General features: G+C 45.6%; 20 protein-coding genes, 1 tRNA gene and 1 pseudogene. 14 read left to right on the top strand and 8 right to left on the bottom strand.

Annotated features, from left to right (window positions below; all coding sequences use genetic code 11):
* Positions 1 to 428 precede the first annotated feature (428 nt).
* From M5J74_RS08670 to M5J74_RS08650, 5 genes are all read left to right on the top strand, one after another.
* Positions 429 to 1,391, top strand: a complete 963-nt coding sequence (locus tag M5J74_RS08670) for an undecaprenyl-diphosphate phosphatase (protein WP_015153730.1) — start codon at positions 429 to 431, stop codon at positions 1,389 to 1,391.
* A gap of 160 nt (positions 1,392 to 1,551) precedes the next feature.
* Positions 1,552 to 2,889, top strand: a complete 1,338-nt coding sequence (locus M5J74_RS08665) for a TIGR03279 family radical SAM protein (RefSeq protein ID WP_015153729.1) — start codon at positions 1,552 to 1,554, stop codon at positions 2,887 to 2,889.
* The gene (locus M5J74_RS08660) at positions 2,889 to 5,714 is read left to right on the top strand and encodes a glycoside hydrolase family 10 protein (protein ID WP_371933992.1); all 2,826 of its coding nucleotides are present in this window, start codon (positions 2,889 to 2,891) and stop codon (positions 5,712 to 5,714) included. The genes M5J74_RS08665 and M5J74_RS08660 overlap by 1 nt, the downstream gene beginning before the upstream one ends.
* 107 nt (positions 5,715 to 5,821) lie before the next feature.
* The gene (locus tag M5J74_RS08655) at positions 5,822 to 7,723 is read left to right on the top strand and encodes a cellulase family glycosylhydrolase (protein ID WP_250016305.1); all 1,902 of its coding nucleotides are present in this window, start codon (positions 5,822 to 5,824) and stop codon (positions 7,721 to 7,723) included.
* Between the two features lie 137 nt (positions 7,724 to 7,860).
* Entirely contained in the window at positions 7,861 to 8,046 is a 186-nt protein-coding gene (locus tag M5J74_RS08650) for a hypothetical protein (RefSeq protein WP_015153726.1), read from the top strand.
* Positions 8,047 to 8,186: 140 nt separating this feature from the next.
* Here the strand turns inward: M5J74_RS08650 and M5J74_RS08645 are convergent, their stop codons facing one another.
* Positions 8,187 to 8,726 (bottom strand): YIP1 family protein, encoded by a 540-nt coding sequence (locus M5J74_RS08645; protein WP_015153725.1) that lies wholly within the window; start codon positions 8,724 to 8,726, stop codon positions 8,187 to 8,189.
* A 98-nt stretch (positions 8,727 to 8,824) separates the two neighbouring features.
* Between M5J74_RS08645 and M5J74_RS08640 the strand changes: the two genes are divergently transcribed.
* From M5J74_RS08640 to M5J74_RS08630, 3 genes are all read left to right on the top strand, one after another.
* Entirely contained in the window at positions 8,825 to 9,895 is a 1,071-nt protein-coding gene (locus tag M5J74_RS08640; RefSeq protein WP_371934021.1) for a hypothetical protein, read from the top strand.
* Complete coding sequence (locus M5J74_RS08635; protein ID WP_015153723.1) at positions 9,896 to 10,330, top strand: YidH family protein; 435 nt, start codon at positions 9,896 to 9,898, stop codon at positions 10,328 to 10,330.
* Between the two features lie 131 nt (positions 10,331 to 10,461).
* Positions 10,462 to 11,037, top strand: a complete 576-nt coding sequence (locus tag M5J74_RS08630; RefSeq protein WP_250016301.1) for an isoprenylcysteine carboxylmethyltransferase family protein — start codon at positions 10,462 to 10,464, stop codon at positions 11,035 to 11,037.
* Positions 11,038 to 11,088: 51 nt separating this feature from the next.
* Here the strand turns inward: M5J74_RS08630 and M5J74_RS33345 are convergent.
* Both M5J74_RS33345 and M5J74_RS08625 read right to left on the bottom strand, forming a co-directional pair.
* Positions 11,089 to 11,184: pseudogene (locus M5J74_RS33345) on the bottom strand (type II toxin-antitoxin system PemK/MazF family toxin); the annotation flags it as partial.
* Positions 11,165 to 11,350, bottom strand: coding sequence for a hypothetical protein (locus tag M5J74_RS08625; RefSeq protein WP_106547249.1), 186 nt, complete (start codon positions 11,348 to 11,350; stop codon positions 11,165 to 11,167). The pseudogene M5J74_RS33345 and the gene M5J74_RS08625, both read right to left, overlap by 20 nt.
* Before the next feature lie 223 nt (positions 11,351 to 11,573).
* On the opposite strand from M5J74_RS08625, the gene M5J74_RS08620 reads away from it, so the two are divergent.
* Positions 11,574 to 12,230 (top strand): AzlC family ABC transporter permease, encoded by a 657-nt coding sequence (locus tag M5J74_RS08620; RefSeq protein ID WP_015153719.1) that lies wholly within the window; start codon positions 11,574 to 11,576, stop codon positions 12,228 to 12,230.
* 104 nt (positions 12,231 to 12,334) lie between these two features.
* Positions 12,335 to 12,631, top strand: a complete 297-nt coding sequence (locus tag M5J74_RS08615; RefSeq protein ID WP_015153718.1) for an AzlD domain-containing protein — start codon at positions 12,335 to 12,337, stop codon at positions 12,629 to 12,631.
* Positions 12,632 to 12,659: 28 nt separating this feature from the next.
* Here M5J74_RS08615 and M5J74_RS08610 read toward each other — a convergent pair whose 3' ends face one another.
* Both M5J74_RS08610 and M5J74_RS08605 read right to left on the bottom strand, forming a co-directional pair.
* Entirely contained in the window at positions 12,660 to 14,315 is a 1,656-nt protein-coding gene (locus M5J74_RS08610; RefSeq protein WP_250016300.1) for an ABC transporter substrate-binding protein, read from the bottom strand.
* Between the two features lie 111 nt (positions 14,316 to 14,426).
* A complete protein-coding gene (locus M5J74_RS08605; RefSeq protein WP_015153716.1) occupies positions 14,427 to 15,443 on the bottom strand; it encodes a sulfate/molybdate ABC transporter ATP-binding protein in 1,017 nt (338 codons plus the stop codon).
* A gap of 348 nt (positions 15,444 to 15,791) precedes the next feature.
* Here M5J74_RS08605 and psb34 point away from each other — a divergent pair, with 348 nt between their 5' ends.
* From psb34 to M5J74_RS08585, 4 genes are all read left to right on the top strand, one after another.
* Positions 15,792 to 15,962 (top strand): photosystem II assembly protein Psb34, encoded by a 171-nt coding sequence (gene psb34, locus M5J74_RS08600; RefSeq protein WP_015153715.1) that lies wholly within the window; start codon positions 15,792 to 15,794, stop codon positions 15,960 to 15,962.
* Between the two features lie 95 nt (positions 15,963 to 16,057).
* A complete protein-coding gene (locus M5J74_RS08595) occupies positions 16,058 to 16,231 on the top strand; it encodes a hypothetical protein (RefSeq protein ID WP_181824298.1) in 174 nt (57 codons plus the stop codon).
* A 9-nt stretch (positions 16,232 to 16,240) separates the two neighbouring features.
* On the top strand, positions 16,241 to 17,746 hold the full coding sequence (locus tag M5J74_RS08590) for a thymidylate synthase (RefSeq protein WP_250016299.1): 1,506 nt from the start codon (positions 16,241 to 16,243) through the stop codon (positions 17,744 to 17,746).
* Entirely contained in the window at positions 17,743 to 18,297 is a 555-nt protein-coding gene (locus M5J74_RS08585; RefSeq protein WP_106167762.1) for a dCMP deaminase family protein, read from the top strand. The genes M5J74_RS08590 and M5J74_RS08585 overlap by 4 nt, the downstream gene beginning before the upstream one ends.
* Positions 18,298 to 18,402: 105 nt before the next feature.
* Here M5J74_RS08585 and M5J74_RS08580 read toward each other — a convergent pair.
* The 3 genes from M5J74_RS08580 to M5J74_RS08570 all read right to left on the bottom strand — a co-directional run bounded on the left by M5J74_RS08580 (position 18,403) and on the right by M5J74_RS08570 (position 19,844).
* Positions 18,403 to 18,476, bottom strand: a tRNA-Arg gene (locus M5J74_RS08580).
* A 110-nt stretch (positions 18,477 to 18,586) separates the two neighbouring features.
* On the bottom strand, positions 18,587 to 18,730 hold the full coding sequence (locus M5J74_RS08575) for a hypothetical protein (protein ID WP_250016298.1): 144 nt from the start codon (positions 18,728 to 18,730) through the stop codon (positions 18,587 to 18,589).
* 10 nt (positions 18,731 to 18,740) lie between these two features.
* Entirely contained in the window at positions 18,741 to 19,844 is a 1,104-nt protein-coding gene (locus M5J74_RS08570) for a tocopherol cyclase family protein (RefSeq protein ID WP_015153712.1), read from the bottom strand.
* Positions 19,845 to 19,856 lie beyond the last annotated feature (12 nt).

The following is a 19,856-nucleotide window of genomic DNA, read 5'->3' as shown; positions in this document are numbered from 1 at the left end:
TGAATTGGCTGATCAATATATAAGTATATAAGTGAGAAATAGTTTTAGCAATTTGACGAGTCAGGAGAGCAAACTGGCAATAACCTAAGCACCTGCAATAATTTACTGAGAAATAGTTGTATTTAGAGTACTCCCATAAGTCGGAGAAAATTCACAACTTGATTTTTTTGCTCTGATTTTGAGTAAGCCGCAAGTTAAAATACCATCTTGGATTTAGCGTGGACGCGATCGCTCTAAGTTCTAGTTACCCCTCCCCTCATTTGCGGTTTGCGGGTATGCTGTAGCGAGAAAAAGTATAGTTTGTTGGTTGACAGTTAACGGTTGACAGCGACTAGTGGCTGGTGGCTGGTGGAACCAGAATTGCTTCCTTGTTCCCCCTTGTCTCCCTTGTCTACCTTGTCCTCCTACCCCTTAGCCCTTAAATTTCTATGGCTTTATTAAAACGTCAAATGCTTAAACTTCTGATGGTAGGTGTAGCTGCTTGTGCAGCAGTAATTGCTGTACCTATTAAGGTTCTCGGCGTGCAGCCCAATATAGCCGTAGAGGGATCTGGAATGAATTTGTGGCAATCCTTCGGTTTAGGAATCATCCAAGGGTTGACAGAGTTTTTACCAATCAGCAGTACGGCGCATTTGAAAGTTGTGCCAGTCGTACTGGGATGGGGAGATCCTGGCGTTGCTTATACTGCCGTGATTCAACTCGGTAGTCTTGCCGCAGTGCTATGGTACTTCTGGAAAGACTTAGCGCAAATCGTCACCGGAACCGCTAAGGCGATCGCTAATTCAGATTATGATTCCAGAGAATTTGGCACGGCATTAGGTATTGTCTTAGGTACGATTCCCATCGTATTTTTTGGTTTGCTAATCAAAATCTTTTATCCTGGCTATGACAAATCGCCCTTACGCAGCTTAGCAGCGATCGCGGTGTATTCAATCGTCATGGCTTGTTTGTTAGGGCTGGCAGAGATTTTTGGCAAGCGCAAGCGCAAATTTAACGAACCTACAGTTAAAGATGGCATATTAATGGGGCTGGCTCAGACACTTGCCTTATTTCCAGGCGTATCTCGTTCTGGTTCTACACTGACAGCCGGACTATTTCTGGGATTAGAGCGAGCCAAAGCCGCTAGATTTTCATTTTTACTTAGTATTCCTGCCATTGCAATCTCAGGTCTGGTCGAATTGAAAGATGCTTTAGAAGCCGGACTAGAGAACGCGGGAATTCTAAACTTGATTGTCGCAGTCGTTTCATCTGCCATTTTTTCCTACTTCGCGATCGCTTGGTTGTTACGTTTTCTCCAAACTCAGGATACCTGGATCTTTGTTTGGTATCGACTCATCTTTGGTGCAGCGATTCTAGCTGCGATCGGATTTGGAGTGTTATCTAATGTTTAGTTGTTGGTTGATGGTTGATGGTTGATGGTTCTTGCTCCCTCAGCTCCCTGGGCTCCCTCAGCTCCCTGGGCTCCCTCAGCTCTCTTCTCCCCTGCTCCCTCATATAAGCGACAATTTTAGAGTAGCTAATAGCCAAACGGCGATCGCCCTCTCGCTAGTCATGAGTGACATCACTATTCGTCCTGCCCGCATTTCCAAGGTTTTACCAGATTCCATCGCTGCTGAGATTGGCTTTGAACCAGGAGATGCGATCGTATCCATCAACGATACTCGTCCGCGTGACTTAATCGATTATCAGTTTTTGTGTGCTGATGAAGTGCTGCAACTGGATGTCTTAGATGCAGCAGGTAAAACTCATACGGTTGAAATTGAGAAAGACTACGACGAAGATTTAGGACTAGAGTTTGAGACAGCCCTGTTCGATGGGTTAATTCAGTGTAACAATCGCTGTCCGTTCTGTTTTATCGACCAGCAACCTCCAGGTAAGCGACAGAGTTTATACCTAAAGGATGATGACTATCGCCTTAGCTTTCTTTACGGCTCATACCTGACACTGACAAACCTCACCCAAAAGGAATGGCAGCGAATCGAACAAATGCGCCTGTCTCCTTTGTATGTCTCAGTTCACGCTACCGAACCTGAAGTTAGGGTGCGGCTGCTAAAAAATCCTAGAGCCGCTCAAATTTTAGAGCAGATTGAATGGTTTCGAGAACGAAGACTGCAAATTCACGCTCAAGTTGTTGTTTGTCCTGGGATTAACGATGGCATACATCTGGAAAGAACGTTGCTCGATTTAGCAAAATTTTATCTTGGCGATCCTGGGGAAGTACCAGCAGTTACTTCTGTTGCTGTCGTACCAGTAGGCTTGACACGGTTTCGTCCAGATGAAGATGAGTTAATTCCAGTGACTCCAGAAAAAGCAGCCGAAGTCATAGCCCAAGTCAAAGCCTTGCAGCAGAAATTTCGCCAGCAGTTAGGCACTAACTTTGCCTGGTTAGCAGACGAGTGGTTTTTGGTTGCAGGGGAGGATTTACCACCGCAATCTCATTATGAAGATTATCCTCAAATCGATAACGGTGTGGGTTCAATTCGCCTATTTTTAAAACATTTTGCTAGTGCAGCCAAACATCTTCCGCTGCAAGTCGAGCCATCACGCCGATTTATCTGGGTTGTTGGTAATGCCGTAGAAAAAGCGTTTCAACCAATTTTACAACAGTTAAATCAAGTAAATGGGCTGCGGATAGATATGGTAGCTCTGTGTAGTCACTATTGGGGACAAAAAATTTCTGTCACCGGATTACTCACAGGACAAGATTTATTAGAAGGGTTATGTGGTAAAGACTTAGGTAACGCGGTCATACTGCCTGCCGTGATGCTGAAGTATGGCGAAAACTGTTTTTTGGATGATATGACAATAGAAGAGTTATCTCATAAATTAAATATCCCAATTCTCCCAGTCAGGGGAGTTGAGGAACTCATCGATACTTGTATTAAGTAATGTCTAAAAATTTTGATATTTTTGCTTTCTTACCAACCCTGGTAAGGGCTAGGTCTGTGAATTTTTTAATAGAGACGTTACTAGCGTCTCTACTTTTGCCTCTTGCCTTCTATTTACCTGCTACAGCCGCAGAAGAACCCGCAGTTTTAGCTGTAGTTAAAAGCGATGATAATGCTGCTCAGTGGACGGAAATCTCTTCACGCATACAGGCGGCAGGAGTCAATTATTGCGTCGTCGATTTAGCTACTGTCAAAAATGCTAGCGATTTGAGCGATCGCTCTGTTATCTTTCTACCTAACGTAGAGAATATTGACTTTAACCAAGCACTTGCCTTAGAAGCATGGATGAGCCGAGGTGGTAAAGTCATAGCCAGTGGTGCTGTTGGAAGTACGAGTCAGCCGGGGGTACGCCAGCTCTTGAGTTCGCTTTTAGGCGCGTACTGGGGATTTCCTCTAGATGCTCCCAATAACTTACAAACCTTACAGGGTAATAGTAAAGATTGGCTGGAGCCAGCCGGAAATGATGGTTTGGTGCAGGGAGGAGTTGTAATTCCTACTGGTGTGAATAGTAGACCGATCGCGATTTGGCAGTCACAAATAAATCAAGCCGCAGTCGTCAAAAGCGATCGCGCCACGGTTTTAGGTTGGCGTTGGGGTTCGAGTCACGTATCACCAGGAGACTTCGATCGCGCTTGGTTGAGAGCGTCTTTAAGTCAGTATATTTCCTTGCCTGAGTCGGCTACGGTAGCGCCGCAGAATTGTAGTAGTGCGGTGGCAGGGAGCAGGGAGCAAGGGGACAAGGGGACAAGGGGGACAAGGGGGACAAGGGGACAAGGGGACAAGGGGGACAAGGGGGACAAGGGGACAAGGGGGACAAGGGGGACAAGGGGACAAGGGGGACAAGGGAGCAGAGGGACAGAGAAGAATTCACCAATTACCAATCACCAATTACCAATTACCAATCACCAATCACCAATTACCAACAACAAACTACCAGCAGATGAGGCGATCGAACGAATTGCCCCACCAGGTTTAGATGGGGTACAGGCATTTGCGCTTAAACAAGAGTTAGATAATCTGATTGGCAGATTTGAAAGCGCTCAGTTAGCAGCTCGTGCTTTTAGTAGCAGCATGAATGATAATGCAACGGCACAGCTAACTAACTCTGAAACAACCGCTGTAGCGACAACTGGCTCCTTTGTGGGTACGTTACCAGAATCGGCAGCTAGGGCAGTGGCAGAGGCGAAAGCAATTGCCAAAACTTTACCCCAGGCGATCGCCCAAAAGGACTTTGCGGGAGCGCGTCAGCAATGGCACAAAGCACAAGCACTACTATGGCAAAACTACCCCGTCGAACAGTACGCGGCTCAACCAGAAATTCGGGCGATGTGGCTAGACCGAGGTAGTATTATTCGTGCGGGTTCGGAGCAAGGATTGGCAAAGATTTTTGACCGTCTCGCCGCTGCTGGTATCAATACAATCTTTTTTGAAACCGTTAATGCTGGCTATCCGATCTATCCCAGTCAAGTTGCACCTCAACCCAACCCACTAGTTAGAGGCTGGGACCCGTTGGCATCAGCGGTGAAGTTAGCCCACGATCGCAATATGGAGTTACATGCCTGGGTGTGGACTTTTGCCGTAGGCAACAAGCGTCATAATACGCTGATAAATTTACCCGCAGATTATCCAGGACCGGTCATTGCCGCTCATCCCGAGTGGGCGAGTTACGATAATCGCGGGAGTTTATTTCCGCCCGGTCAAGGTAAGCCATTTTTAGACCCAGCCAACCCCGCCGCCAGACAATATTTATTACGGCTTTACGAAGAAATTGTCAGCCGCTACAACGTGGATGGTTTGCAACTAGACTACATCCGCTATCCTTTCCAAGACCCCAGCGCCGACCGGACTTATGGTTACGGAATTGCCGCCAGGCAGCAGTTTCAACAACTGACGGGCGTAGACCCAACGACAATTAAACCAAGCGATCGCGATTTATGGCAAAGATGGACGCAGTTTCGCACGCAACAAATCGATAGTTTTGTCGCTCAAGCTTCCCGCTACTTGAAGCAAAAGCGCCCTAACTTGGTGATGTCTGTGGCTGTCTTTCCTCTATCAGAACACGATCGCACCCATAAATTACAGCAACACTGGGAAGTCTGGGCAAATCGCGGCGATGTAGATTTGATCGTGCCGATGACTTATGCTCTAGATTCCTACCGTTTTCAGCGCCTCGCCCAACCCTGGATTACCTCTAGCAAACTCGGTTCGGCTTTGCTGTTGCCAGGAATTCGCTTGCTGAACTTACCAACTATGGGTGCATTCGACCAAATTCAGCTCGTTAGAGACTTACCCGGGAGCGGCTACGCCCTTTTTGCTGTAGAAAACCTCAACGATGAACTCCAGCAAGTTTTTCACAACACCCAAGGCACAAAAGTCAAAGTGACTGCACCAGTCCCTTATCGTCAGCCTTTCCACACAGCAGCGGCGCGTTACGTTAATTTGCGCCAAGAGTGGCAATTCTTGCTGGCAAACGAGCGGCTTTGGTTGAAGGGGACGGCACTGAGTGAGTTTAATACTCGATCGCAAAACTTAGAGACTGCTTTGGATCGCTTAGCTCAAACTCCTTCTGTCAGTAACTTAGCAGCAGCTAGAACAGCTTTAAATAGCTTCCAGACTCAGTTTAAAAATTGGATGCGATCGCAAGCGTTAGAAAATTCTTACCAAGTCAACGTGTGGTCAAATCGCCTGACTACTCTTGAAAGGCTGTTAAATTATGGCGAACGAGTTGTGCTGAAATCATCGTCACCTCTGGCTAGGCAGCGCTAGAATGGCAACTGTTTGTTAATCTCGCGCAAAGCCGCAAAGACGCAAAAGATTAGCCTTAGCGCCTTCGTGTCTTTGCGCGATCGCTTTTCCAGAGGATGGGTAACGCCATGAGAAAAATTTCTTTTACACTTATATCGGTTTTGGCGTTCCTCTGCATAGTTTTTATTGGATTTTCTCCAGCAGCAAGTGCAAAAGAATTTACTGTTAGAGGTACGAAAATTTTTGCTCCTAACGGACAGCCGTTTGTAATGAAAGGAGCAAATATTGGCATTTGGACAGATCAATCGAGTGCCAAAGATGTGAAATATATCAAAAATATCTGGAAGTTTAATACCGTCAGACTATCATTAGTACTGAAACCAGGTAGCGATCCGAATTGGTTTGTCACCGATAAGCTAATAGATAAATACGTCAAAGCCTATGCTGGTAGTAATCCCAGAACAGTAATTATGCTTGAATGTCACGACCATTCAGGTAGTTTTTATACTGAAGATTCCAATCCATCCTTACAAGATTTACGTAATTTTTGGCGCAAAATTGCCACTCGTTATAAAAATAATCCCTATGTCTGGTTCAACATTATGAACGAACCAGGGGGAACAAATAAAGTCGAAAAATATTGGTATGACATGCACAAACTGCTAATACAAGATATACGCAAAGCAGGTGCAAATAATATTATTGTAGTTGATGGTTACAACTTTGGTTCTGAAGACGGCAACGGCACGACCAAAGCTAACTTTATTAAAGACTCTACCAGTGCGTTTTTAACTTACGGACAACAACTTTTAAAAACCGATCCGAGAAGAAGAGTTGTCTTTAGCCTGCATACTTATGTTAATTGGAATTGGAATTTAAATAAACTCGATAATTTTGTCGATCGCGTCCAGAAAAAAGGATTGGCAATGATTATTGGCGAGTATGCTGCCACTACAGGCAATTCACAAGCAGATTTAGACGTGACGGAAGCCGCCCGTATATCTTTGGCAGTGGCAAAAAAGCGTGGCATTGGCAGACTCGTATGGCATTATTGGGCATGGGATTGGAACGCACTCGCAACGTCCGATACGGGTGGGGCGAGTGGCGATAGTGTTAATAAAACAAATGGCAGTCGCCCGACGAATTTAACTTGGTTGGGCGAACAAGTGTGGGATGATTCCCATAATCTCTCCGAACCGAAACGAGGAATTGAACTGAATCGTTTTGCTTGGAAAGCAAGTAGTTCGGGAGGAAATGCCGCAGCCGCAATTGACAATGACTTTCGGACGCAATTTGCGATCGCCAATGCAAGTTCTAGTAATTGGTTTGCTGTCGATCTCGGTTCGTCACAGTCGTTTAACAGAATTGTAATGGATTCTCGCAAAGCCGCTAGTAGTTTTTTACGAGACTATCAGGTCTATGTCTCTAATACGGCAAAGTCAAAAGGAAAGTTGGTTGCCAGTGTCAAAGGAAATGCAATGGCACGAATGCAAGTGTCTTTTCCGACGCAAAAAGCTAGGTATATCAGAATTGTCCCGCAAAGATTTGCGAAAAAGTCACAGCCCGATTGGTCGTTTGCCGAATTTTTAGTTTATCGTGCTGGTACTGAAAGAACAGTTGCGGGCAAAAATGAATTAAATTCGCGTAACTGGCAAGCCTCAGCCAGCCGCAAAGGTACTTGGGATCGAGAAGCGCCAGATATGGCAATCGATCGCAACTCAGATACGCGCTATACCAGTGGAGATGCGATCGCAAATGGCGATTGGTTTCAAGTCGATATGCGATCGCCCCAAACAGTTAGAGCGATCGTCATGAATGCAGGATCTTCAGGAGACGATTACTTGACAAGATTTGAGGTTTATGTAGGTAACAATCCCAACCAATTTGGCAAACCAGTATATCAAGGTCTAGGTTCTCCCGTGACGAGGATCGGCTTAAATTCTCCTGTGAGAGGTCGCTATATTCGCGTTGTCAACAAACAAGAGAAAAAAGCTTGGTGGTCGATCCACGATTTTCGGGTGCAGGCGTAAGCTTTATGGCTTTCTATCGAAATTGCGATCGCAGTGTTCTACTTCAATTGCGATCGCAGTGTTCTACTTCAATTGCGATCGCAATATAGAGACAAACTCGATACAATTTTTGAAAAGGCGAGTTCAAGTTAGGAATTATGTACTCAGATGCAGACCGTCCAGCAAACAACGATGCTTCTAATGAGGAAATTCCCATTTTGCGGCGACAGTCAATCCACCCAGACAGTCTCAAGTTCATGGATATGGCAAAAGAGTTACTCGACAGCCCAGAAATTAAACAAGCAATCTCAGACGAACGACAGGAAAAAACCCAGGAACAGTGAGCCGGGAGCCGGGAGCCGGGAGCCGGAAGCCGGGAGCCGGGAGCCGGGAGCCGGGGAAGAGAGAGTCGCCCAGCTGAGGGAGAATTACTCCTGACTCCTGACTCCTAATTTTTGACTTTTAACTTTTGACTTTTGACTTCTCAAGCGATCGCTCTGACTAGACCGATTGTCATTTGAAGCGGTATCCAACCGATTAAACAGATCGCGATCGCCCAACCAGGGGAAATATCTAGACCTTGGCGGACTGCTACAATTGCCGCTAGCAAACTCCACACGGCTAGAATTCGCTCAATTGGTTGACCCAATAGAGGAATCAGGGTTAAAAAGTTGAGAGCTTGGGGGGCGTAAGCCAAGCCTAGAGGAATCATCAGCGCTCGATAAGTTACGTGATTTGGTTTAAACCAGTCACCAATTTTCCAAATCGTCAAAGTCCAAAAGTAGTAGCCGATGACGACACCGATCCCACTGCCCAAGAGCCTCAAAATTAACAACGGTAGGGGAATTCGGTTGATTAAAAAAATCACAGCACTACCAAGCGAGTAGGAGATGGCTGCAAGAACAACCACTATTTGGGCGAAGCGGCGGTTTTTCGCGTTGATCGGAATATGTTCGTAAAAATTAGGGTCTAAAGTTAGTGCTTCCCGTAGTAAACTCCAAAGATTGCTATTTCGATCGCGCACTTTAAATTCCTTGAAAAGTGAGTAGTGAATGGTTAATGGTCATTCGCAACTACCAACTACCAACTACCAACTACCAATTACCAATTCCAATCAATCTTATGGTGAGGTTTGTCAATTGGCTGCGGAGCGGAAGCTTAAGACTGCTAGTTCTAGCGGGAATTATACTTTTGATTTGGGGCATGTTCTCACCCGTGGGAACTTTGGTTTGGTGGCTATCTCAAGAAGTGGAGAGTTTAGGGCTAAAACCAAAGCCAGATAAGCAATTGCGATTGAGTGGCAGTTCAAATTCTCAGGCGCAGTCGGCAAATATAAATTGTTACATTGTCTTTTTAACAGGTGTGGGAGATTTTTCTGCTAACCAGCTATTACCTGGGGAAGAAGTCTTTCTCAACCGTCTCGAACAAGCGCATCCTAACTGCGTTACCGTACGCGATGTCTTTCCCTATTCAGCCGCAAATGAAAGTTTGGGGGGAGAGCGCTTTTTAGCTCCCTTGTGGCGTTTTGCAGACGAGGCTAAAGGTTGGTATGGTGTGGCGGATGTATTAATAAAAATTCGCAACCTCTGGCGTTTTGCGATTTCTGCCGACGATCGCTATGGAAAAGTCTATAACTTGGGGATTGCTAACGCGATCGTTGACCGGATGCAAGCAGCTCACCCCTTATCCCAAACCTCTCAGCAACCAATTAAGATTCTATTGATGGGGACGAGTGGTGGCGCTCAAGTTGCCCTTGCCGCAACTCCATATCTCGCTCGATGGCTGCCAAACACTCAAATTGCAGTTGTCTCGATTGGAGGTGTGTTTGGTGGCACAGATGGTTTTAACACGGCTGAGCAGATTTATCATTTACAAGGTCAACGAGACTGGGTAGAGGATATTGGCAGAATTATTTTTCCCTCTCGCTGGATTGGGACGGTAGGTTCGCCGTTTAATCAGGCTGTCAGGCAGGGTCGTTATACGGTACATTCGAGCGGACCGCACGAACATGATGGTGCAGAAGGCTATTTTGGTATGGAGATAGTTGGCGAGAAAGGCATGAAATATGTAGATTTAACGCTACAAAAGGTGAATCAGTTGCCGATTTGGTCGCAAGAGAAAAGCAGTGTTAAATATATCTCGGTCAGAAGTTACGCAGTCGATTCCCCAACTCCCCTTCAATTGGGAATCTGAATGAAAAATAGCACGAACAGAAAATCGGAAATCGATCGCCAACGGGAACATCAAGCCAACGAGCGGACTTTCTTAGCTTGGTTGCGGACTGCGATCGCTTTAATTGGTTTTGGGTTTGCGATCGCTCGATTCGGTCTATTTCTGCGCCAACTTCAAACAGCCGTGACTCAACAACCTACGGTTGCCGATCGCAATTTAGTTAGCTCCGAGAATTTGGGGGTTAGCCTAGTTATAGTTGGTATCTTCACGATTGCCTTAGCAGCTTGGCGATATAACCGAGTTTTTGGGCAAATTGAAAGCGGTAACTATCGCCCCAACCGTTTAGTGATTTGGCTTTTGGCAGTCATTATGATGGCTCTGGGAACTATGAGTATTCCGCTGATTTTGGGTCGTTCTGCACCATCTCCACCTACATCTGAGCGCGATCGAAATTGATTCGCAGTCGATCGAGAAGACACAATCGAGCTTTTAATAATTACTTGATTTTCTGCATCTTAAGCGTCGGAGTTACGCCAGGAAAATATAGTAGTTCTAGATGATTTATTTCTGTATTTAGAAAAGTCAGTATGACAATTACAACTGTCTCGGCATACCTCTTGATTGCTTGCTACTTTGTGATGGAGCGTTCGTTGAGAAAAGGTGAACAGGCACTCAAGCTCAAACCAGGACTAGCTGATGCAGGCAGTTCTCAAGTGCTGTGGAGCAGTGGCACGATCGGTATTTTGCTGGTCATTACTGCGCCTATCTTAAATACTTATGAAGTCGGATACTGGAGCCATGCAAATGTTGGCTGGCTGGGATTAACACTGATGCTTGGTGGATTAGCAATGCGATATTGGGCTGCTAAAACGCTGGGTGAGTTTTATACAAGGACATTACAGGTTATCGAAGGGCAGAAAATTGTAAATCAAGCTCCGTACAACGTTATTCGCCATCCTGGATATCTTGGAACATTACTGATGGAGATAGGCGCGGGATTAGCCGTTACGAATTGGGTTGTGTTGATAGCTATTGTAGTTATCGGAATTACGTCCCGGACTTACCGAATTGGTGTAGAAGAGAAGATGCTAGAAGCAAGTTTTGGAGAAGAATACAAGATATATGCAGACAAAACTTGGAAATTAGTTCCGTTTCTGTATTAAAGCTATAGCCAGCGGTATTTCACCTATAGATTGTGGCAAACGAGAGTTCAAAGGGGTAGGATCGTAGCGAGACACAATGATGACAGGGCGCGTCTTGGCTGCAAGTCCTAAATCAGCCAGCCACACCTCACCTGGTTTTAGGTTCATCAATCAAATCCAACACTTCTTGTTCAACTGCTCTAGAACGAAGAGTATCTAAAGCGTCTTGGTCTGCCAGTTCAATAATCTCCACCAGGTATTGTCTCACCTGATGAGCAATATCAAGTTGCCATTGGCGCAGTTTTATGTCGAGTCCTTGGACTAAAGCATCCATTTCAAGTTCTCACGACAGGATACGATATTTGATTCTATGTTAATGTGTCAACCAGTAGGCTAATACTGCATGAGAGCAGGCAGGCGAAAATCTCGTGCTTCGTTTCAAGGTATTTGCCACCACTGAAACACGCTGTTACTGAATAAATCTAGAGCAAGATCGTTCAAGACTGAATTTGCCCCCACTAACTAAACTAATGCTGTAGCGGATTCGAGAACGGTCAATGCATGAGTTTTTGAAAGGCATTCATCGCGCCTTGGGGGTGGGAGTTGGCTATTTCCCTGTAGCGATGAGTTTTGGGGCGCTGGCAACTGGGATAGGTGTATCCACGCCAGCAGCAGTTACGATGTCTATTTGGGTTTATGCTGGTGCTGCCCAATTTGCCGCTTTGGAAGGAGTCAAGCAAGATTTATTCTGGGTAAGTATCGTGCTGACGATGCTGTTGATTAATTTGCGGCATATTCCGATGAGTCTGGCTAGCGATCGCATTTTCAACTCTTTTGGGCTAGGACAGCGATTATTCCTGGCTCACGGGCTTACAGATGAGGCTTTTGCTCTAGATATTACTAGCAAACCGCGATCGCATTTCTACTATTTCGGCATCCATATTCTATGTTGGTTGAGTTGGATCTCTGGAACTTGGTTGGGATGTCAAATCGGGGCAAAGTTACCCGTACAGTGGCTGAGTTTTGCTTTGCCGAGTTTGTTTATCTGTCTTTTAGTCGATAGTATTGGCGATCGCCTCAGTCGAGAGTGGATTGTAGTGGCGATCGGTGTTGGTTTGGTACTGGTAACTCAAGGTTGGGGAACTTTGGGTTTTTTATTGTCGATTGTAGGGGTGACTTGCTTGGCTGTAGTGTTGCCTAAAATTTATCGGTAGCTGCAAAAATTCTTTTTTATGTCACGCAAAGACGCGAAGGCGCAAAGCAACTTCTCGTAAGAGTAGATGCAAAGTTAAGAACGCTAAGAAAGGGTGAAGTTCAGATGCATGTTTGGTGGATTATTTTATTGGCTGGTTTGGGGACTTTCTTGATGCGGAGTGTCGGTATTTGGGTAAGGACACGGCTGCAAGCGGGTTGGTTGGATAAAGTTGGTTTTGCGGTAATTTTAGTAATGGCTACTAGTAGCGTAGCCGATCTAGGACAGTCAACTGTAGAAATTTGGGGGGCGATCGCTGCAAGTATAGTTGTTGTAGTTGCGAGTATTTATAAGCTACCGCTTCTCCTACGTATCGCCTTTGGTTGTCTTGTCTTTGGCGCGATCGCTAGCCTACGATTGTAGAGACGTTTCATGGAACGTCTCTACAGATCTATCCTTTTTTCATCTGCCACAAGGGAAGTTTCAAAATCGGGTCGATTTGTACGCCTTGAAGTCCTTTTTGGGCAAAAACGTAGTCTTTATTTTGAACTAGAGGAATAATCGGCACGTCTTGGGCGATCGCATCTTGAATTTCGCCAAAGATTTTTGCCCGCGCTTGCGGGTCTTGTGCTTGGCGCTGTTGGGCAATTAACTTGTTCATGCGATCGCTGTAGTAGAACGAACCTTGGCTTTGACTGGCACCATTCTCGCAACCGCTAGCATCGCCTTTGGGACAACTCAAAAATGGTTGAATGTAGTTATCGGGATCGCCAAAGTCGGGATACCAATCTTGTAAAATTGCCTGATATGCTCCTTTGGCTTGGTTGGCGAAAAAGGTAGCTGATTCTTCTGGCTGCGGCTGGATTTGAATGATTCCTTCGAGTTTCTGCGCTGCGTATCCCCTCAGAGTACCAGCTATTTGTTCCCGAATCAGGGAATACCCAGGATAAACGACTTGTAATTTCAAGGGGTTCTCTTTGGTGTATCCCGCTTTGGCTAGTAAGGCTTTTGCTTTCTCTACATTGCCATCGCCATAAGCCGATTGAAACACGGGTTTATAACTGTCGAAGGTATCGGGCAGCATACTGTAGAGTGGTTGCGCCTGATTTTGGTAAACTCGTTGTATCAGTAGGGGACGATCTATCATAGAGGCGATCGCCTGTCTGACTTCCAATTGGTCTAAAGGCTTTTGCTTGACGTTCAAAATCATGTGGGTGACAGTATTGCTTTTTTCTTCAATTGCCTGCCATCCTTTTGATGTTGCTTGCTGTTTTAAACTCTCTACCTGTTGCGGATCGAAGGTTTGATAGGCAATATCTACTGCACCCGTACGGAAAGAATTGTATAAATTTGCCGCATTCGAGAGAATTTGAAAGTCAATACCTTGATTTGTCGGTTTTGCGCCCCAATATTTATCAAATGCATCCATCCGTACCAAATTCGGTGTAAACTGCCTTAACTGATAGGGTCCCGTGCCAACAAATTTTGTCGGTAAAAATTTGCCGCTACCAATTTGATAGGCTTTGGGAGAGACGGCGCACATCCCAGGAAAAGCTAAGACTGAAGGGAATGCCGCAAAAGAGTTTTTTAATTTAATTGTTATTTGGTCATTTCCTGTCGCCGCTACAGAACTCACCACATCTGACAACAACGCACTCGGTTTACCACCATTTTTAATAAACCGATTCAGGGAAAACGCCATCGCTTCGGCGTTGAAAGGCGTACCGTCGTGAAAAACGACTCCTGTACGGATGGGAATCGTATAAGTTAACCCATCTTGACTGACTTTAGGTAAAGCTGTAGCTAGCTGGGGTTCTAGTTCTCCCGTACCTAGTTTGTAAGTGTAGAGGCGATCGCACAAACTAGTAGTAATATTAGTGCCTGCCAACTCGTAATTATCTGCGGGATCGATCGTTCTCGGTCTTAACGTTGTCCCCACAGTAATGCGACTGTTACCCCCACCACCACCACCAGTAGCAGGCGTTGTTGTTTGTGCTGGCGGACGAGAAGTATTACAACTGACGATCAGCAAGCAGCATAGACTCAGCAGACTGAAGAATTGTCCCCACGACCAAAATTGCCGGCGCGATAAACCAAACCAGTTCATATGTTTTATTGTTTTCGATTTAGCCAGTAGAGAGTGACTGGTGGCTAGTGACTAGAAAAAAGTCTAGCTACTAGCCACTAGATACTAGCCACTTACAAATGACCAATGACATTAAATCGAATAGTATAGCGGAAAAGATTTCGCTTCTTTGGGTTTGACATAAACCTTTTGCTGCGGTTCGAGTTGCAGCTGGTCGAAGCGATCGCGTGTTAAGTGCGCCATGACGACTTGTCCGTCGTCTAAAGTTAACTCTGCCTGAATTTCCCAGCCCAGATGAATAATCCGACTGACTCTTGCAGGGACACTCGTAGCGTTAGGTTCTGTCTCGATCGCCACATCTTGGGGACGTAAGAAGATTTCTGGATGGGCAGAATCAAACCCGCTACCCTGAAATATTTTCGCCGTACTCGGTAACACGTTCACAGGACCAATGAAACTCATCACGAATGCTGTAGCGGGACGATCGTAAATTTGGGCTGGCGTTCCTACCTGTTCGACTTTACCTTTATTCATCACGACAATTTCGTCGGCAACTTCCATCGCCTCTTCTTGGTCGTGGGTGACAAATACTGTCGTAACGTGGACTTCATCGTGGAGGCGGCGCAACCAGGCGCGTAAATCTTTCCGCACTTTGGCATCTAGCGCCCCGAAGGGTTCGTCTAGTAACAAAACTTTTGGTTCTACCGCTAGCGCCCGCGCCAGGGCGACTCTTTGTCTCTGTCCGCCTGAAAGTTGCGAAGGATAGCGATCGCCCAATCCTTTTAATTGTACTAACTCTAATAATTCTTCTACCCGCCCTTTAACTTTCCCTTTGGTGGCTTTGCGAATTTCCATCCCAAAGGCGACGTTTTGGCGTACCGTCATGTGTTTGAACAAAGCGTAGTGCTGAAATACAAACCCAATATTCCGATCCTGTACGCTCTGATTGGTCGCATCTTTACCCGTCAGCAAGATTTTACCGCTATCCGGCATCTCCAACCCCGCAATCAGACGTAAAAGCGTAGACTTACCCGATCCTGACGGACCCAACAAAGCGACTAATGAACCACTTTCAATCTCTAAACTGACGTTTTCGACAGCGATAAAACTGCCGAACTGTTTCGTGACGTTTTCTACAACAATACCCATTTTGACTGAGGTAGGGGCTAGGGGCTGGAGGCTAAGGAATCAGTTGTCAGCATTCGACAATAACTTATCCCTCTAATTTCCAGTTTATCGGTGGGATTACAGTAGATATATACCATAGATTAGCAGCTCTTGTCTGCCAAAACTGAGTTAGTCAACACATTACAACAATTCTTTTGTCTGTTGGTAATGGGTAATGGGTAATGGGTAATGGGTAGTTGGTAGTTGCTCGCCGAGCGATAAGTTCTACTTTTGTGTACTATTTATTTTTTATTTGTCAAGTCATCTTGCTTTTTTGTAACAAAAGCGTTACATTAGTTTACAAGAAGTAACAAACAAGCAATAAGCGATATGTACACAACTATCAACGAAGACGGTATCATCAACAACTACGCCACTGAGCCAGAAATGTATTATTCTGAATACCCATCCCCAGAACAGCAGAGTCGCTATGCTTTTCAGGGTGCGATCGCTGGTGTATTTGTCATGGCTATAGTATTAGTTGCTCTAGTTGCTAGCTAAGTTTTTTAATTTCAAGATTTAAGTTCGATAACAGTAGCTCCCATCGGCATTTAATTCCTCCTCTTGCACCTCGGCTTTTGAGTCGAGGTTTTTTGTTGCCCAGCAGCTTTATTTGTGAAGTTGTGCTAGCTACTGGCGTAGATATGGATGTGGGTTATTTTGCTACACAGAACGAATTGGTAGCGATCGCCGATGACGAATGTAAAAAGATACGAGTAACTGGCAATTTTGTTTCAGGTTTGGGTATTCTACAAGAGTTACTTTTGTGATGTAAGCCTGTGACAGTCACCGATTCTACAAAACAGTACCATTACAGACCTTCGCATAAACCAAACCAGCTATTATATGGCACTGGACAAGTTGCAGTCGTGACTGGTTGGACTGTCAAACAGGCGATCGCCAAGCATTTGCAACAGAGCGAATATGCAGTCATCGGACAGTTATACTCGCCAACGCGGGGAATTAACTTGCTGATCCGCAATTTACTCGCCAATCCTCACGTTCGTTTCTTAGTTGTTCTCAACGCTACTAAAGAAGATAGAAACTCAGGGGGTACGAAGTGCTTGTTAGATTTTTTCGAGCATGGCTTTGCAGCAGGGTCAAGCGATACGGGAAAGCACTGCTGGATGATTCGTTCCTCCATTTCTGGGTATATCGATATGGAAGTCGATGCTTTTGCATTGGAACAGTTGCGGCAAAATCTTGTAGTTAAGGAAGTGTTTTCGATTACTGAAGCAGTCGAACAGACGCGCAATTTTGTTGCTGTGACTCAACAACAAGAAATACAGCCTTGGGGTGTGCCTTTAGAATTTCCTATAGAGAGTGTAGTTCCTACAGTTTTACCTGGGACTCGTTACGGACATCGAATTGAAGGAAAAACAATTGCTGAAACTTGGGTGAAAATTATTCACCGAATCAAAACAACAGGAACAATTCGACCTACTGGCTACGATGGGCAATGGCAGGAATTGATCGATCTGATGGCAGTTGTCACCGACGAACCAGAGGGTTTCTATTTTCCCGAACCAAATTATCTACCATGCGATCGCGCTTTTATTCAAGAATATCTATCGCAGATTTTAGACGACCAACCCTATAGAGAAGGGGTGAAATATACTTACGGTCAAAGATTGCGATCGCATTTTGGTCGGGATCAAGTCGAGCAGGTGATTCAAAAGCTGATTGGAGAGATCGATGCTGCTAGTGCCGTCATGACACTGTGGGATGTGAAAGACCATGAAAAAGGTGGTAGCCCATGTTTAAATCATATTTGGGTGAGAGTTGTCGAGCAAGAAATATCATTAACAGCGACGTTACGCAGTAACGATATGTTCTCGGCATGGGCTGCAAACGCTATGGGATTGAGAGCATTACAACAGCATATTCGAGATGAAATTGCCGCTCGTTCTAGTTACGATTTACGCATGGGACCGCTGATTACAATGAGCCAATCAGCCCACATATATGACGATACTTGGGAAAACGTAGATCGACTGATTAAGCAGCAGTATGCGGTAATTTCTAAACAATTAGACTACAACGATCCATGTGGAAACTTCCTAATTGAAGTTACAGATGGTGAGATAGTTGTTACCCAAACAACACCTGGTAGCGGTGAGGTTGTTGCCTGCTATTCTGGGAAAAATCCCTTGAAGCTATTAAGAGAAATTTGTGCTGCTTCTCCTTCTATTCGTCCAGATCATTCTGGATATTTAGGAATGGAGTTGCAAAAGGCATCCGAGTGTTTGAAAACAGGAAAGTTATATAACCAGGACGGAAAATGACAGCTAGCGATGACCAAAGACCAACATGGAATGAGTACTTTTTAATGTTGGCTAAACTAGCAGCTACTCGTTCAACTTGCCTTGCTTTTCCAGTTGGCGCGGTAATTGTTAAAAACAAGCAGGTTGTAGCAACAGGTTATAACGGTTCGCCGTCTGGTTCGGCTCATTGTACTGCTCAAGGATACTGCTATCCAGGGTTGAGCAGTTGTGACGCTAGTAAGAGCCTACCATCACGGGCTGTACATGCAGAGGCAAATGCGATCGCCCAAGCTGCCAAACACGGTACATCTACTGATGGGGCGAGTATTTATGTCACCCTAGAACCTTGTCTATCTTGTTTAAAGTTAATTATTTCAGCTGGGATTAAAGAAGTTTTTTATGAAACTTCCTTTAATGGTCGAGAAAATGCTGTAGTTAGAGATTCTTTTGTCACGGAAGGATTAGTTACTTTGGCACAAATTCATTTATCTGAAGCAACACAGGAAAAAGCTGCTTTATTCCTGCTCAATCCTACATCTATTGCTAGGTATGAAAACACTTATATTAGCTAGTTTTGTGAATTATGGCACTTTGAACACGCGATTACAAGCGTCGAGCGTTTATCATTCAGGCAAACAGCTTTCCCTGCTGACATAGCTGTAAGGCTTGAATTTTGACGGGACTGGCGCGTCTCGAACGCGCGACCTAGCGCTTAGGAGGCGCTCGCTCTATCCAACTGAGCTACAGCCCCAATCCTTTGCGATCATAGCATCAGAAGTCAGAAGTCAGAATTCAAAAGTCAAAAGTCAAAAGTCAAAAGTCAGAAGTCGGGTGAGTAACTGGTGGCTTGGAATTACCCCCTTATCCCCCTTGTCCCCCTTGTCCCCCTTCGCCCCCTAATCCCCACTCCCTTCGGTCGTGGGGTCCCCGAGTTCCCCTTGTCCCCCTTGTCCCCCTTGTCCCCCTTGTCCCCCTTGTCCCCCTTGTCCCCCTTGTCCCCCTCACTCCTCACTCCTCATTGCTGCCACGCACTATCCCACGGGTTACCACCGATTTCTAAGCCACAGACTGAACTTGTAGCCTCCAGGATCGATTTCTTGCCACCACGACAAGAATAGAGTTGTAAACTCACTTGCCCGCGCATCGTATCCTTACAGCAGAAAACTAGCCCGTTCTGGGTGGGCGCACGTAGGGGAGTGCCAGGTAAATCTGTCGTCCCCGTTAAAACAACTTCGTAGTCAGCATTTCTCGCCTGCATTTGCCAGCAACCCCAGGGCTGGATGTTCCATGTTACCTCGGAGTTCCAAGGGACGAATTCGTAAAATTTACCCCGATAATGCAAGCCTACCATTGCTACAGATTCCATCCACCACAACACCCCACGCCTACCACCGCCAGCAGTTAAAGCTAAGTCGGGTTCGTCGTCAAAACTATTGCAATTCAGCCAAAACCATCTTTGGGGAAAAGCACCGCCCCAATTCTTTTCGCTATAGGCTGGGGCGTTGGTAAACTCGTAGCGCTTGCCGTACCAATCGATCCAACCCGTAGCTAAACCGTGCGCCATCAAGATTTGCCAGCCAGGTTCAAATATTTGTAACGAAGACAGCCAACCAGCCGTAGATTGCTGTATTCTACCGCGATCGCCCCATCCATAAATCGGTTGGATCTCGTACTGCCAGCGGCAATCACCATTATTGGCGGGATCGCGGATAATGCCTTGGTTCCAAGTCGCAGTTGCTTGATAACCCTGTTGGATGTGGCGATCGAATTCGTCAGGAGAAAGCCATTTTGCTTGAGTCTCTAAGTCTGTTTGTCCCCAATGTCCTAAAGCAAGTTGAGTCGGACTCGCCCAAAAGCGTTTTACATCGGGATAAGTCCGCCATAAATATTTATCGTCGGGACCGAGAATCTGGGCTGCGCCGCCACTATGGGTTTTACCACCGATAGGGTCTTCGATGGAGTACATGAAAGCGAAGGTTTCGCCAGTAGGCAAGGTAACGCGATAGTACCAGCCTTCAAAAAAACGGCGATCGCTACCATCCCAGTGATAACCACTATGAGGAGTTTGTGTTGAGGGAGTTTGTGTTGAGAAAGAAAAATTTTTGGGAATACTAACCATGACCGGATTTGT

Origin of the sequence: Chroococcidiopsis sp. CCNUC1, from assembly GCF_023546805.1 — a bacterium.
Taxonomy (GTDB): Bacteria; Cyanobacteriota; Cyanobacteriia; order Cyanobacteriales; family Chroococcidiopsidaceae; genus Chroococcidiopsis; species Chroococcidiopsis thermalis.
The sequence above is the reverse complement of the archived record's forward strand: the minus strand, read 5'-3'. Positions and strand labels throughout refer to the sequence as shown.